Consider the following 13,905-nt stretch of genomic DNA (forward strand, 5'->3'; position numbering starts at 1 on the left):
CCAAAGGAATCCCAAACCAGAACCCGAAGGCCCCGGCACGGGGTAATACTTGGCACTGACTTTCGGCACGCTGTTGAGTTCTCAAAGAGCGGACGCACAGAAACCCGACCCTGACGGGCCTCGTCCCTGGCTGGATGTCCAACACTACGCCGGTCTCCAGTCCACCCGATCCCGGGCCCCTGGTCCGGCGAACCTCCCGGTCCGCGCGGCGCATGGAGAACAGTACACGACGTTTGGGGCCCTCTGCAGGGGGGTCCCGAGCCGGTCCCTCTCGGTCGCTCGAGGGGGCACGACGCCGGTGCCGGCCGGCCCCTTCCCGGCCTGGCCACGAGCCGCGTCGCCGGCCACCCACGGGACCGATGTGGCCCCGCTCGGCCAGGCCGAGAGGACAACGCGGAGTCGTCGCGGAGCTTCCGCGCCACCGCGGGGCCCGCATCGCCGGGCCACCGCGGGGCCCGCATCGCCGGGCCACCACGGGAACCGAGCTCAGGCGACGCCGGCGGGGCGGAACTGCACGCTGACCCGCGGCCCGACGGGCTTGACGGTCTTGGGGATGGAGTGCTCCCACGTGCGCTGGCAGGACCCGCCCATGACCACCAGGTCGCCGTGACCCAAGGGGAACCGGAGACTCTGCCCGCCGCCGGCCGGGCGGAGGAGGAGCGGCCGCGGCGAGCCGAAGGAGACGATCGCGACCATCGTGTCCGCGGACCGGCCGCGGCCGATCCGGTCGCCGTGCCAGGCGACGCTGTCCCGGCCGTCCCGGTACAGACACATACCGGCACTGACGAAGCGCTCGCCGAGCTCCGGGCCGTAGTAGCGGTTGAGTGCCTCGCGGGCGTCGGTCAGCAGGGGATGGGGCAACGTCTCGCTGCCCCCGTACCAACGGAGCAGTCGCGGCACGGCGACCTCGCGCTCGTACATCTGACGGCGGTCCTCCCGCCAGCCGATGTCACCGAGGAGAACGTCGAGAACGGCATCGGAACCGGAGACCCAGCCCGGCAGGTGGTCCACCCAGGCGCCGTGGCTCAGCTCGTGCCGGACCACCCGGCCGGCCAGCGTGCCGAGCGTGGCGTCGTCGGCCAGGTCCCACATCGAAGGTTGGCTCGGCCCCGTCCGGAGGCTCACCGCGGGCGTGCGAGCGGCGCGTGGCCCCGTCCGGAGACTCGCCTCGAGCGTGCGAGCGCTGAGAGGCACGGGGTCCTTCCGGGCGTCCTTCTCCATGCGGGCACGCTACTCCGGTTTCGCACATATGTGCGAAAAGCTGTGGACAGACCCGGCCCCGTCCCGGACGTCCGGCGGATGAGAGGGACGGGGTCCCTTCTTCAGGCGGTCAGTGCCAGGGCGAAGGGCAGCACGGCGGCGGCTCCCGCCCGCCGGAGCTCCCGGCCGGCCACCGTCATGGTCCACCGCGAGTCGGCGAGGTCGTCCACGAGCAGCACCGGCGCCGAGCCGGCCTCCGCCAGGCGGTCCCGCAGCTGTGGACCCACGACGATGCGATCCCATACCGCGGCAAGCCGGAAGGCGCTGTTACCTCCTGGCTGACCGGTCGGTCCGCCGTGCTGGAGGGACATCTCCCCCAGGTAGGGCAGTCGTCCGACACGGGCGAGCCCTTGCGCCAGGCCGGACACCAACTGCGGCCGGCGGCGGGACGGCATGGCGACGACGGCGCCGGGACGCTGCTTCCAGTCCCAGGCAGCCAGCACCCGGGCGCACGCCCTCAACAGCTCGTCGTCGGGAGGCACGTCGGAGACCGACCGCTTCACCGGCACGTCGAAGGCCGCGTCCGGGTCCTCCTCGATGCCCGGGGCCTCGAGGTCCAGGGTCACCGTCCCGCCCACGCCGTCGTCCCCGAGGAGTGTGCGGAGGCGCTGTCCCCAGCCAAGGTCGGTGAGCCGGGCGACGGCCCGGCCTGGCTCGATCCGATCGGCGGGCGAGATCTTGCCCTTCACGTCCACACCGAGCCGGTCTGCGCCCGTGGGCCACTGCGCCCTCGGCGCGAGCTCGACCCCCGGGCGGTCGAGCGCCGCCGAGGCCGCCTCGGCGGCGGCCTCGGGCACGTCGCTGGAGTACCAGGGCCCAGCGCAGACGTCGCAGCGTCCGCAGGGCGCCGCGGTCGGATCGTCGAGGGCCTCCTGCAGGAACGCCATGCGACACGAGGCCTCGTCGACCGGACGGGCGTAGGCGATCATCGACCGCTGCTCGGCCTCCCGCGTGCGCGTCACGCGGGCATACCGGTCGGCGTCGTAGACCCACGGCTGCCCGGTGGACCGCCAGCCGCCCTGCACCCGCTCCACCGCGCCGTCGACGGCGAGGACCTTGAGCAGCAGCTCCAGGCGGGACCGCCGGACGTCGGCCACGGTCTCCAGTCGCGCGACCGACCAGGCCTTGCCGTCGGCCATCGCGGTGAGCACCGCGGCCGCGTGGTCCTCACGCGGCATGGACGACGTCGCGAACCACTGCCAGATGGCGAGGTCCTCGGGACCGGGCAGGAGCAGCACGTCGGCATGCTCGACGGCACGGCCGGCGCGACCGACCTGCTGGTAGTAGCTGACCGGCGACGACGGTGCTCCGAGGTGGACGACGAAGCCGAGGTCGGGCTTGTCGAAGCCCATGCCCAGCGCCGAGGTGGCTACCAGCGCCTTCACCTCGTTGTTCCGCAGCGCCTCCTCGGCGTCCTTGCGGTCGGCGTCGTCGAGGCGCCCGGTGTAGGCGCGCACCTCGTGGCCGGCATCGCGCAGCAGGTTCGCCGTCTCCTCGGCGGCGGCGACGGTGAGCGTGTAGACGATGCCGCTGCCCGGCAGATCGCCGATGTGCGCCGCGAGCCAGGCCAGGCGAGCGCGGTCCGACGGCAGCCGGAGGACGCCCAGCCGCAGGGAGTCGCGGGAGAGCGGACCGCGGACGGTGGTCACCTCCACCCCGCCGGCGCCGAGCTGCTCCGCCACATCGGCGACCACCCGCTCGTTGGCCGTCGCGGTGGTCGCCAGCACCGGCGTCCCGGCCGGGAGCGTACCCAGCAGGTCGCGGATGCGGCGGTAGTCGGGGCGGAAGTCGTGCCCCCAGTCGGAGACGCAGTGCGCCTCGTCGACGACGACCAGGCCGCACCGGGCGACCAGCCCCGGCAGTTGCTCCTCGCGGAACCGCGGGTTGGTCAGGCGCTCGGGCGACACCAGGAGGACGTCGACGTCGTCAGCGGCCAGGCGGGCAGCGATGTCGTCCCACTCGGTCATGTTGGCGCTGGAGATCTCCACCGCCCGGATCCCGGCGCGGGAGGCAGCGGCGACCTGGTCGCGCATCAGCGCGAGCAGCGGGCTCACCAGCAGGGTCGGGCCCTGGCCGCGGCGCCGGAGGAGCGCCGTGGAGACGAAGTAGACGGCCGACTTGCCCCAGCCGGTGCGCTGGACGACGAGGGCCCGCTGAGCACGCTCCACCAGGGCCGAGACGGCCGCGTCCTGCCCCTCGCGGAAGACCGCGTCCGGACGCCCGGTCAGTTCGCGCAGGACGGCCAGTGCCTCCTCGGTGATCTCGGACGGCGGCGCAGCGGTGCTCATGCCGACGACAGTAGGCAGCACCCCCGACGAAAGTGGCCCGGAGGAAGGTCACAGCGCGGAACCTGTGGACGACGGGGAGAATCCGACAGCGATGAGACCACCGGACAATCACGTGCACACCAGGTGGTCCTGGGACACACCCGACTCCTCGACGATGCGCCAAGCCTGCGAACGGGCGGTGCGGCTCGGTCTGCCGTCGATCGCCTTCACCGAACACCTGGACTTCACCGTCTGGCACGAGGACGACGCGGCGACGTCGCAGGGCCTGGTCGACCGACACCCGGCCCACCAGCTGCCGATCGACGTCGAGGGGTACGCCGCCGAGCTGGAGGAGTGCCGCGACCGTTTCCCGGACCTGCGGATCCTGTCCGGCGTCGAGACCGGTGAGCCCCACCTCTTCGCCGCCAGCGTGACCGCGCATCTGCGCCGGACCCCGGTCGACCGCGTCCTCGGCTCCCTGCACTCACTGAGTCTCGACGGCCGGCTGGTCGGCGTCGGTCGCCTGCTCTACGCCGACCCGGCCGGGACCATGCGCCGCTACCTCGCCGAGGTGGTCACCATGATCGAGACCAGTGACGTCTTCCAGGTGCTCGCGCACGTCGACTTCCCGCGCCGGTACTGGCCGGGCGGCACCCACCGGTACGTGGAGAAGACGTACGAGGAGGAGTACCGGGCGGTCTTCCGGGCGCTGGCCGGCACGGGCCGCGCACTCGAGGTGAACACCAGCAGCCCACTGGCGTCGGTGGACCAGGTGCGCTGGTTCCACGAGGAGGGCGGCGAGGCGGTCAGCTTCGGCAGCGACGCCCACCAGCCCACCGCCGTCGGTCAGCACTTCGACGTCGCCGTCGACGTCGTGGAGGCGGCCGGGTTCCGGCCCGGGCGCGACCGGTTCGACTTCTGGCGCCGCTGAAGACTCCACGAGCAGGTACTTCACCGCTAAGGGATCTGCCGCTAGGGTTCACCAGGTGACTTCCCGCCGTGTGGTGATCGCCCTGGGTGGCAACGCCATGACCGGGCCCGACGGCTCCGCGACGCCCAGTGCGCAGCGGGACGCCATCCGCGAGGCCGCCGGGCACATCGCCGACGTCGTCGCGGCCGGGGTCGAGGTGGTCCTGACCCACGGCAACGGCCCGCAGGTGGGCAACCTGCTGGTGAAGAACGAGATGGCCGCGCACGTCGTGCCGCCGGTGCCGCTGGACTGGAACGTCGCGCAGACCCAGGCGACCATCGCCTTCACCGTCGCCGACGAGCTGGATGCGGCGCTGGCGGCCCGGGGCCTCGCCCAGCGAACCGCCGGCCTGGTCACCCGCACGCTCGTCGACGTCGACGACCCGGGCTTCCGCGAGCCGTCCAAGCCCGTCGGCCGCTTCCTCCCGCGCGAGGAGGCGGAACGGTTCGTCTCCCTCGGCCAGATCTGGGAGGACCGCGGCGAGCGCGGCTGGCGACGGGTGGTCGCCAGCCCCGAGCCGAGGTCCGTCGTCGACTCCCCCGCCATCCACGCCCTCGCGGCGGCCGGCTTCGTCGTCGTCTGCGCCGGGGGCGGTGGCATCCCGGTCACCGACGACGGCCGGGACGGCAAAGGGCTGCGTGGCGTCGAGGCCGTCATCGACAAGGACCTCACCGCCGCGATCCTGGCCAAGGAGCTCGACGCCGACACCCTCGTCATCGCGACCGACGTCCCGAATGTGATGATCGACTTCGGGACGCCGTCCCAGCGCCCCCTCGGCCGGGTGACCGTGGCCGAGCTGCGTGAGCACGCGGCCGCCGGGCAGTTCGCGCGCGGCAGCATGGGCCCCAAGGTCGAGGCCGCCCTCCGCTTCGTCGAAGGTGGCGGCTCGCGCGCCGTCATCACCTCTCTCGAGCACATCGCCGACGCCGTCAGTGGTGACGACGCCGGCACCGTAGTGACCGCCTGATCCGTCCCGCCACCGCGCAGCCACCCACCCCACCACCCCGAACAAGGAGAGCCAGTGCCCGCACCGATCGAGGTCCGCAAGGTCCCGCTGCACAACGTCAGTGACGCCTCCGAGCTGGCCAAGCTCATCGACGAGGGAGTCATGGAGGCCGACCGGGTCGTCGCCGTCATCGGCAAGACCGAGGGCAACGGCGGGATCAACGACTACACCCGGATCATCGCCGACCGCGCGTTCCGCGAGGTCCTGCTCGAGAAGGGCAGCCGGTCGAAGGAGGAGGTCGCCGAGATCCCGATCGTCTGGTCCGGCGGTACCGACGGCGTGATCAGCCCGCACGCCACCGTCTTCGCGACCCTGCCCGAGGACACCGTCGAGAAGACCGACGAGCCTCGCCTGACCGTGGGCTACGCGATGAGCGACGTCCTGCTGCCCGAGGACATCGGCCGCGTCGCCATGGTGGAGAAGGTGGCCGAGGGCGTGAAGCGCGCCATGGCGGCCGCCGGCATCACCGACCCGGCGGACGTCCACTACGTGCAGACCAAGACGCCGCTGCTGACGATCGACACGATCCGCGACGCCCGCGAGCGCGGCCAGACGACCATCCTGGAGGAGCCGCACGGCTCCATGGACATCTCGAACGGCACGACGGCGCTGGGCATCGCGGTCGCGCTGGGCGAGATCGAGATGCCGGCGCAGGAGCAGATCATGCGCGACCTGTCGCTGTACTCCTCGGTTGCCTCGTGCTCCTCGGGCGTCGAGTTGGACCGGGCGCAGATCGTCGTCGTCGGCAACGCGCGCGGGCACGGCGGTAACTACCGCGTCGGCCACTCGGTGATGAAGGACGCCCTCGACCAGGACGGCATCTGGAACGCGATCCGCGACGCCGGCCTCGAGCTGCCCGAGCGCCCGCACCACACCGACCTGGGCGACCGCCTGGTCAACGTCTTCCTCAAGTGCGAGGCCTCCCCGGACGGCAAGGTCCGCGGACGGCGCAACGCCATGCTCGACGACTCCGACGTCTCCTGGCACCGCCAGATCAAGGCGACCGTCGGTGGCGTGACGGCGTCGGTGACCGGCGACCCGGCCGTCTTCGTGTCCGTGGCCGCGGTGCACCAGGGCCCGTCGGGCGGCGGCCCCGTCGCCGCGATCGTCGAGGCGTAAGGCGCGCGAGCTCCACTTCGGGGAAGCAGGAGGTCCGGACGACGTTCCGGACCCCTGCTTCCCCGTCGTCGCAGGAACAGGCGCGCCGCAGATCCGCAGGCCAGCGCGCGGCGGCGCGCCTCACGGCAGGTTGCGGAACGACCCCTACGTTGGTCCAGAAGCCGCGGCCGGCAGCTCGACCACTCGGGCGTCCCCGGCAGTTCCCGGACATGCCCAGAGGAGTCGAGTCGTGCGCAGGTCAGTTCCGCGAGGCGTCGTCCCGGCGCCTGCCACCGCGGCAGCCGCCGTCGCGCCGCCTCGGACCGCACCCCGACCGCGACGCGTGGAGCGGGACGTCAGCCTGGAGGCCGCCGCCCAGCAGGCCGGGGTGCTCTCGCAGGCCAGCCGCGAGGTGTCCGACACCTCCCGCGAGGCCGCCGCGTCCCTGTCCGAACTGCGGGCCGCCATCGGCGAGATCTCCGCGAGCACCACCCGCGCGTCGGCCGTGGCCGAGGAAGCCGTCCGCGACGCCCAGGCCGTGGACGCGCGGATCGCGGCGCTGCAGGCGGCGAGCCAGTCGATCACCGATCTCGTCCAGCTGATCACCGCGATCAGCCAGCAGAGCCGGATCCTGGCCCTCAACGCCTTCGTCGAGGCCGCGCGCGCCGGTGAGGTGGGCCGCGGGTTCGCCGTCGTCGCCCAGGAGGTCAAGCAGCTCGCCGGCCGCACCGCCCAGGCCGCCGAGGACATCGGTGCGCAGGTGGCCGCCGTCCAGCAGGAGACCGGGCACGCCGTCGACGTCATCGCGCGCATCGGCGGCACCCTCGCCTCGATCGCCGAGGCCCAGGACTCGATCGCCGCCGCGGTCGAGCAGCAGCGGGTGGCCACCGACCGCGTCGTCGACAACGTCGACCGCGCGGCCAGCGGTTCGGCGCGCATCACCGACGCCGTCGCGCAGCTGGCAGAGAGCCAGCGGATCGCCTACGTGCGCCGGGCCCTGGGAGTGGCCCAGCAGCTGCTGGACGAGGCGGGCGGGGTGGAGCTCGGGACGGGTCGGCGGACGCTGACCGTGCGCGACCAGGCCACCAATCGGACCCATCCCGCGGACCTGCCCGACCTCCTGCTCGGGGGCGTCCCGCTGGAGCGCAACGAGCACCCGAGCCGGCGCTCCCCGCTCGTCGACGACGTGGTGACCCAGGTGGGCGGGAGCTGCACGCTGTTCCAGCGCCTGGACGACGAAGGCAGCATGGTGCGCGCCGCCACGACCGTCGTCACCCCTGCAGGCCGGCGCAACGTGGGCACCTACATCGCCCGGACCGACGCCGACGGCACCGCGAACCCGGTGCTCGCCGCGGTCCACGCGGGGCAGACCTACACGGGCGCGGCCACGGTCGCCGAGCGGCCGTACTTCACTGCCTACTCCGGGCTCACCTCCGCCACCGGCGAGCTGATCGGGATGCTCTACGTGGGGATCCCGCTGGACTCGATGCCCGGCTGACGGTCGGTCGGGGACCTCAGCCGTCGCAGCGGTACAGCAGGAAGGCGACGTCGTCGTCCGGAGCATCACCGAGGAGCTCCCGGGTGAGCTCTTCGGCCAGCCGGGCGGGCGCGAGGTGCCGACCCGCGGTGAGCGCGCCCACGGCCCGCGCCATCCCCACGTCGATCGCCTCGTGGCGCCGCTCGACGAGGCCGTCGGTGTAGAGCAGCAGGGTCGCCCCCGGTGTCAGGACGACGTCGGCCTCGGGCCGGTCCAGCTCCTGGACGACGGCGAGGGGCAGTGAGCCCGCCTCCTCGAGAAGGCGGGACCGGCCGTCCCCATCGACCACGATCGCCGGGACGTGGCCGGCACTGCTGTACCGGAGGGTCTTCGTCGCGGGGTCGATGACGGCGCAGAAGACGGTGCTGACCGAGGCCCCGGGAATCAGCGCGGCGAATCGGTCCAGCGCGGTGAGCACGTGGGCCGGGGACCGGCTTTCCAGCAGCAGCGCCCGACCGGCGCTGCGGAGCTGCCCCATCACGGCGGCCGCGGACAGCCCCGTCCCGACGACGTCGCCGACGACCACCCCGTACGAGCCGTCGGGCAGGACGACGACGTCGTACCAGTCGCCGCCGACCTCCAACGTGCCCGTCGCCGGTTCGTAGTGGACCGCGAAGCCCTGGGGCAGCGCGGTCGGTCCGAGCACGGCGCGCTGCAGGGTGACGGCCACCTCGGTGAGGAACTGCGTCCGCGCCTGGTCGAGCGCGGCCCGCTCGTCGGCGCGGCGCCGCTCCGTCTCGACGGCCCGCGCGTCGGCCACGGCGGCGGCCACCTGCCCTGCGGCCAGGGACAGGAAGGTGCGGTAGTCGGCGTCCAGCCGAAGGTGCGGGCTGGTGCCCAGCACCAGGGCACCGACCGGCGCGGTGTGGCCGGCGATGGCCAGCGGCAGCACGACGGCGGTGTGCACGTCGGACTCGCCCGCCGGGCTGGCCCCCGCAGTGGCGACCCCGGGTAGGAGCTCGGAGAGCCCCGTCACGAACTGAGCCTCCCCCGTGGCGATCGCCGTCCGCACGTGGTCGTGGACGACGTCGTCGAGCAGCCCGTCCCCGCTCGCGATGCCGTGCGTGGCCACTGACCGGCTCTGCCCCGAGTCGGTCAGGTAGACCGAGCCGAACGGGCAATCCGTGCGCGCGTCGGCGAGCACTCGGAGGGCTGCGGCGGCCGCCTCGGAGGCGCTGCCGTGCACCGAGCGCGGCAGGCTGCCCAGCTGCTGGAGGACGGCGAGGCGACGGGCCGCCAGCACCCGCTTAGTGGTCTCGACGACAGTGGTCAGCAGGCCTGCCACCCGGCCGCCGGGCTCGACGACGGGGCTGTAGGAGAAGGTGAAGTAGCACTCCTCCTCGAAGCCGTACCGCGTCATCGTCAGCGGGAGGTCCTCGAAGTAGGTCACCCCACCGGCGAAGACCTCGTCGATCATCCCCTTGATGTCGGCCCAGACGTCGGACCACACGTCCGCCACGCGCTCGCCCAGCGCCATGGGATGCCGGTTCCCGAGCGCGGGCCCGTAGGCGTCGTTGTAGATCATGACGAGTTCGGGGCCGCACATGAGCAGCATCCCGAACCGCGAGTTCAGAACTGTGCTGACGACGGTGCGCAGCGTCGGCGACCAGCTCTCCTGAGCGCCGAGCGGGGTGGACGACCAGTCGTGCTCGAGGACGAGGCGCTGCATCTCGGTCCGGGGGTTCCCGGCGATGAGCTCCGCCAGCCGCCCGTCCAGTGCGCACCCCCCGTCAACGCACGCAGCTTGGTCGCCCGGCGGCGCCGATCAGACGTGTCGGGCTCCATGATCCCACCCGGGCGCGTCGGCGGTGCAGCACCCCTACGACCAGCTCAGATCCGATTGCACTCAGTGATCGCCAGGTACCCCGGCGGAACGGCGTCGACGAGCCACACCCCGTTCGCGGACCGCGTGAACCGGGTGCCGTCGGCAGCGAGGCGGGCGGCGTCCACCCGGAGGACGACCGCCCGACCCCGCCGTCCTCCCACGGTGCGTGCGATCGCGACGTCGGGGCTGAGATGTACCGCGTGCCGGCGGCCGGGCCGTAGCCCCTCGGCGAGGATCGACGCGAGGAATCGGTCGACCGTGCCGTGGAACAGCTCCGCCGGAGGCGTCGCTGGTTCGTACCCGAGGTCGACGGCGACGCTGTGGCCCTGGCTGGCGCGGATGCGGGTGCCGGTCTCGTCGAAGGCGAACCGCTGCTTGTCGTTGCCGGCGACGACCGCCTCCAGCTCGGCGCGGGTCAGCCGCAGCCCGTGCGCCCCCAGCGCCGTGAGCAGCTCGTCGACGTCCACCCAGCCGGCGTCGTCCAGGGTGAGGCCGGCGCTGTCGGGCCGGTGCCGGAGGACGAAGGACAGCCGTTTGCTGATCCGGACGTGGTCCACGCCCTCAGCATGACCGGGTGGACGAGGTGACCGCGAGCGGCACCCGGGGGAGAGGCCGAGGTCAGCGGGAGTAGTACTCCACGACCAGCTGCTCCTCGCAGACGACCGGCACCTCGTCGCGGCCCGGCGTCCGCTCGACGCGGGCGACCAGGTCGGCCAGGCGCACCGCGAGGTAGGCGGGAGCGTCGGCGTGCGCGCCGGAGGCGGCGACGAGGAAGGGCTCCTTCTTCTTCGACTTCTCGGCGACCTCGATGAAGTCGCCGGGCGTCAACCGGTACGACGGGCGGTCGACCCGCTTGCCGTTGACCAGCACGTGCTGGTGGGTGACGAACTGGCGGGCCTGGTAGATCGTCCGCGCGAACCCGGCGCGCAGGACGGTGGCGTCCAGCCGCGACTCGAGGTCCTGGATCAGCGCCTCGCCGGTCTTGCCGCCCGAGCGCTTGGCCCGGTCGAACGCCGCCCGCAGCTGCGTCTCGCTGATGTCGTACTGCGCGCGCAGCCGCTGCTTCTCCTTGAGCCGGGTGGAGTAGTCACTGTCCTTGCGGCGCTTGCGCCCGTGCTCCCCTGGCGGATAGGGACGGCGCTCGAAGTACTGGACGCACTTGGGGGTGAGCGGGATGCCCAGCGCGCGGCTGAGGCGGACCTTGGGACGGGGCGTGTTCACGGAACCTCCGGAGTTTGGTTAGGCTCACCTTACAACGCATCCCTAGTCCCCAGAGGTGGTCCATGACGGCCGGTCCGACCCACTCGTCCGAGACCACCCGACGGCAGCCACCGGCGGCCGAGCGAGCCCGCACGGTCGCCGCGCGACCGACGTCCTCGCTCTGCCTGGCGGGTTCGGGCATCTGCCAGCTCTGGGGAGCGGCCACGACGGCCGACGGCGACGTCCTCGTCGTCGTCCCCATCGACGGGGCGGTGATGGACGCCCTCCGCAACTCGCCCCTCGGCGACGTCCCCGCACGGTTGATCGTCACCGACCGGACGCCCTTCCCCCTGCCCCATCCGGTGCGCGGGCTCCTGCAGCTGTCGGGCTGGATCGCGCCGGTCCCGGCGGACGACGTCCCACGGCTCGTGCTCGACTTCGCCGACGCCTACCCCTGCGAGAGCCTGTTCGACGTGGGCCTCACCGCCACGCTGGTGCGACTGGACCTCGCCGAGGTGGTGCTCGAGGACGCCGGCGGAACCACGGACATCGAGCCCGAGGACTACCTCGCCGCCCGTCCGGACGCGATCAGCGCCGCGGAGACCGAGCTCATGACCGCCGAGTGCGACGCGCTCGGCCGGCTCTGTCGTCGGGTGCAGCGGTGGGCCGGCCGCCAGGACGACGTCCGGCTGCTGGGCCTGGACCGGTTCGGCGTCCGCTTCCGGGTGCAGAGCCGGCAGGGCTGCTACGACCTGCGGGTGCCGTTCGCCTCGCCGTTGGAGAGCCCGGCCGGCTTCGCCGCGGCCGTCGGCCACCTGCTCACCTGCGGCCCCGCCTGATGGGGCCTACCGAGCCGGCTGTTCTCGGGCAGGTTCGGCGCCGGTAGCGGCCGGTGGGTCAGCGCTCGTCCGGCGCTCGGCCCGCGTGGTCGACCAGCTCCCCCGCGCTCGCCGGGCTCCCGCGCCTGCGGGCGCAGGATGCGCAGCAGAAGAAGACGCCGTCGGCCTCGACGCCGTGGCCGACGACCTTCACGCCGCAGTGCTCGCAGACCGGGGCGAGCGCGTGGATCGCGCACTCGAAGCTGTCGAACGTGTGCACCGCTCCGGCGGCGTGCACCTCGAAACTGAGCCGATAGTCGTTGCCGCAGACCTCGCAGCTGGCCATGGCGTCCCCTCCGCTCGGCGTCGCGACCGGACCGGCCACGTCGTGCGCGGACTACCCGGCGGCGCGGGCAGGTAACGGTGGCTGTGCCCTGCGGACCCGCCGGGCGCGCGGATCAGGGGATGCGGGCCTCCTCGGCGAGCGCGGCCAGCGCCTGTTCGAAGCACTCCTGCGGGGGCTGGACCAGCCCGGCACCGACCTGGCCGGTGCCCGCGATCCGCCCGGCCATGCCGGTGTTGATCTGCGGCAACCAGCCGGTGCGGGCGACCTTGAGGACGTCGATACCGGTCGGCGAGCCGCGGAAGCCCATGATCGGGATCGCCATGGCCGGGTTCTCCGCGAGCGTCACCTGGTACATCCGCTCGGTCGTGGCCAGTGCGTCGGGCACGGTGCCACCGACGAAGCGCACGATGGCCGGGGCGGCGGCCATCGAGAAGCCGCCGACGCCGTAGGTCTCCATGATCGCCGAGTCGCCGATGTCGGGGTTGGCGTCCTCGGGCCCGTAGTCGCCGAGGAACAGCCCGACCGGGGTGTTGGCGGGGCCGGTGAACCAGCGGTCGCCGGTGCCGGCCGTCTGGATGCCGAACTCGGTGCCGTTGCGCGACATCACGGTGACCATCGAGGAGCCCGGCACGCCGCGGGCGGCGTCCATCGCGAGCTTCGCCGTCGGCATGCCGAGGTTGAGGAAGAAGTGCTCGTTGCCGCCGATGAACTTCAGGACCGCCGCGATGTCGGACGACGCGGCCTTCGTGGCCACGATGGCCGGGGAGAGCTCCCGGAGGGTCATCAGGGAGCCGGCGCGGTTGCGGTTGTGCCCCTCGTCGCCCATCTGCAGCATCTGCGCGAGCACGGCCTTGACGTCGAGCGGGTCGTTGCCGGCGTCGATCGAGCCGCGCACGGCCTCCGACAGGATCGGCCCCAGGACGTCGCGCATCCACGCCAGCCGGGTCTGCACCTCGGCGTTGAAGGCGCCCATCCGCAGTACCTTGCCGAGGCCCTCGTTGAGGTTGCAGAACGCCTGCCCGCCGTGGACGGGGTCGCTCAGGCACCACATCCACATGGACGGCGAGGTCACCCCGGCCATCGGGCCGACCGTCCGGTGGTGGTGGCAGGGATCGAGGGTGATCTCGCCGGCGGCCAGGATCCGCTCGGCGTCCTCCACGTCGTCGGCCCAGCCCTCGAAGAGGCACGCGCCGATCAGCGCGCCGCGCATGGGGCCGGACGCGGTCTCCCAGGTCAGCGGCGGACCGGAGTGCAGCAGCGTCCGGTCCTGCAGACCGATCACCTCGCGGGCCGGCCGGACGTCGACCAGCTGGGAGCCCGCGGCGAGGATCCGCTCGACGGCGACCCGGTTGGCCGAGTTCCGCCGCGGGTCGAGGGCGAGGGCGGCCAGGTCGGCCGGGTCACCGAAGCCCGGCGGCCGCCAGTCGACGTCGTGGACGTCGGTGCCTTGCGCGCGCAGGGCGTCGGAGAAGACGCCGACACCCGCGGCGACGATCGACGGAGGGCCGGAGAGCAGTCCACCCAGGGTCATGACATCTCCTCGCTGGCGCTCGTCGGGCCGATGACGGTCGCTCTGTC

Annotated in this window: 12 protein-coding genes; 5 read left to right on the top strand and 7 right to left on the bottom strand. The window is 72.9% G+C overall.

Going from position 1 to position 13,905, the window contains the following annotated elements:
- Window positions 1–486: 486 nt before the first annotated feature.
- Window positions 487–1,092, bottom strand: a complete 606-nt coding sequence (locus tag CHB94_RS13965; RefSeq protein ID WP_089337181.1) for an alpha-ketoglutarate-dependent dioxygenase AlkB — start codon at window positions 1,090–1,092, stop codon at window positions 487–489.
- A gap of 230 nt (window positions 1,093–1,322) precedes the next feature.
- Window positions 1,323–3,548, bottom strand: coding sequence for a RecQ family ATP-dependent DNA helicase (locus CHB94_RS13970; protein WP_089337182.1), 2,226 nt, complete (start codon window positions 3,546–3,548; stop codon window positions 1,323–1,325).
- 91 nt (window positions 3,549–3,639) lie between these two features.
- Here CHB94_RS13970 and CHB94_RS13975 point away from each other — a divergent pair, with 91 nt between their 5' ends.
- The 4 genes from CHB94_RS13975 to CHB94_RS13990 all read left to right on the top strand — a co-directional run bounded on the left by CHB94_RS13975 (window position 3,640) and on the right by CHB94_RS13990 (window position 8,099).
- Window positions 3,640–4,458 carry a PHP domain-containing protein gene (locus tag CHB94_RS13975; protein ID WP_089337280.1) on the top strand — a complete coding sequence of 273 codons (819 nt, stop codon included), beginning with the start codon at window positions 3,640–3,642 and terminating at the stop codon, window positions 4,456–4,458.
- A gap of 55 nt (window positions 4,459–4,513) precedes the next feature.
- Window positions 4,514–5,464 (top strand): carbamate kinase, encoded by a 951-nt coding sequence (locus CHB94_RS13980; RefSeq protein ID WP_089337183.1) that lies wholly within the window; start codon window positions 4,514–4,516, stop codon window positions 5,462–5,464.
- A gap of 54 nt (window positions 5,465–5,518) precedes the next feature.
- Window positions 5,519–6,622, top strand: coding sequence for a barbiturase (bar, locus tag CHB94_RS13985; RefSeq protein WP_089337184.1), 1,104 nt, complete (start codon window positions 5,519–5,521; stop codon window positions 6,620–6,622).
- 229 nt (window positions 6,623–6,851) lie between these two features.
- Window positions 6,852–8,099 carry a Cache 3/Cache 2 fusion domain-containing protein gene (locus CHB94_RS13990; protein ID WP_254920639.1) on the top strand — a complete coding sequence of 416 codons (1,248 nt, stop codon included), beginning with the start codon at window positions 6,852–6,854 and terminating at the stop codon, window positions 8,097–8,099.
- A 16-nt stretch (window positions 8,100–8,115) separates the two neighbouring features.
- Here the strand turns inward: CHB94_RS13990 and CHB94_RS13995 are convergent, their stop codons facing one another.
- The 3 genes from CHB94_RS13995 to rpsD form a co-directional block, all read right to left on the bottom strand.
- Window positions 8,116–9,807 carry a SpoIIE family protein phosphatase gene (locus CHB94_RS13995; RefSeq protein WP_089337185.1) on the bottom strand — a complete coding sequence of 564 codons (1,692 nt, stop codon included), beginning with the start codon at window positions 9,805–9,807 and terminating at the stop codon, window positions 8,116–8,118.
- Between the two features lie 161 nt (window positions 9,808–9,968).
- A complete protein-coding gene (locus tag CHB94_RS14000; protein ID WP_089337186.1) occupies window positions 9,969–10,520 on the bottom strand; it encodes an RNA 2'-phosphotransferase in 552 nt (183 codons plus the stop codon).
- A gap of 61 nt (window positions 10,521–10,581) precedes the next feature.
- Window positions 10,582–11,184, bottom strand: a complete 603-nt coding sequence (gene rpsD / locus CHB94_RS14005) for a 30S ribosomal protein S4 (RefSeq protein ID WP_089337187.1) — start codon at window positions 11,182–11,184, stop codon at window positions 10,582–10,584.
- A gap of 62 nt (window positions 11,185–11,246) precedes the next feature.
- Here rpsD and CHB94_RS14010 point away from each other — a divergent pair, with 62 nt between their 5' ends.
- Complete coding sequence (locus CHB94_RS14010; RefSeq protein WP_089337188.1) at window positions 11,247–12,002, top strand: hypothetical protein; 756 nt, start codon at window positions 11,247–11,249, stop codon at window positions 12,000–12,002.
- A 58-nt stretch (window positions 12,003–12,060) separates the two neighbouring features.
- Here the strand turns inward: CHB94_RS14010 and CHB94_RS14015 are convergent, their stop codons facing one another.
- Window positions 12,061–12,327: a metallothionein gene (locus CHB94_RS14015; RefSeq protein ID WP_089337189.1), complete on the bottom strand. Its 267-nt coding sequence runs from the start codon at window positions 12,325–12,327 to the stop codon at window positions 12,061–12,063.
- Window positions 12,328–12,439: 112 nt separating this feature from the next.
- Complete coding sequence (locus CHB94_RS14020; RefSeq protein ID WP_089337190.1) at window positions 12,440–13,858, bottom strand: YlbE family protein; 1,419 nt, start codon at window positions 13,856–13,858, stop codon at window positions 12,440–12,442.
- Window positions 13,859–13,905: the final 47 nt, after the last annotated feature.

It is taken from the genome of Blastococcus mobilis, from assembly GCF_900188025.1.
GTDB lineage: Bacteria > Actinomycetota > Actinomycetes > Mycobacteriales > Geodermatophilaceae > Blastococcus_B > Blastococcus_B mobilis.